Source organism: Paracoccus aerius (assembly GCF_014656455.1).
Taxonomy (GTDB): domain Bacteria; phylum Pseudomonadota; class Alphaproteobacteria; order Rhodobacterales; family Rhodobacteraceae; genus Paracoccus; species Paracoccus aerius.
In genome coordinates this window covers 1-664 of sequence record NZ_BNCL01000100.1, presented here as the reverse complement: position 1 = coordinate 664, position 664 = coordinate 1, and the positions used below count along the sequence as shown (strand labels likewise).

At 64.6% G+C, this 664-nt stretch carries 1 protein-coding gene; it reads right to left on the bottom strand.

Annotated elements, in window-relative coordinates:
* Positions 1-642 (bottom strand): IS5 family transposase (locus IE224_RS20880; protein WP_191313440.1); only part of this gene is annotated, 642 nt, incomplete at its 3' end.
* Positions 643-664 lie beyond the last annotated feature (22 nt).

Here is a 664-nt window from a genome sequence, read left to right as displayed (position 1 = left end):
GGCCTTGCGCATGCGCTTGAACTGCCGGGCATGGGCATAGCGCCCCACCTGGGCGGCCAGTCGCGGGGCAAGCCGCGCGTAGCTCTGGCGCAGATCGATCCCTGCCTTTCTGGCCAGGCCCACCAGCAAGGCGCGGGCACGCTCGTAGAGCCGGGCATCCGTCGGATGAGCGATGGTCTTTTCCATCACGGTTGTGTCGACAGCCACCCGCTTCAGGCTCTTGTCGGTAACGGCGCCAGATGCCCGACCTGCCTCGATCGTCTTGGTCAGCAGCCACTCCACCCCTTCTTCGCCGATGCGCTTGCGCCAGCGTGTCAGCGAGGACGGGTCGATCGGCGGGCGGTGCTGAAAGAACGCCTCGCCGGTGAAATGTTGATAGTAGGGATTTTCGACCCACCGGGCGACGACGGCCTCGTCCGAGAGCTTGAAAGCATGCTGGAGATACATCAGCCCCGCCACCAGGCGTGGAGATGTCGCCGGCCGCCCTTGGTGCGAAGGGAAGAAGGTTGCCCACTCCCGCTCGAAAAACTCCCAGTCGATCAGCGCGGCGAGCTTCACCAGCTCGTGGCGGGCATCGATCATGTCGACCAGTCTCGGACGGAGCAGGTCATCCTGTTCAGGGGCGCGGGAATGGGGCTTCATCGGCGACCAGAATTTGCAGGGT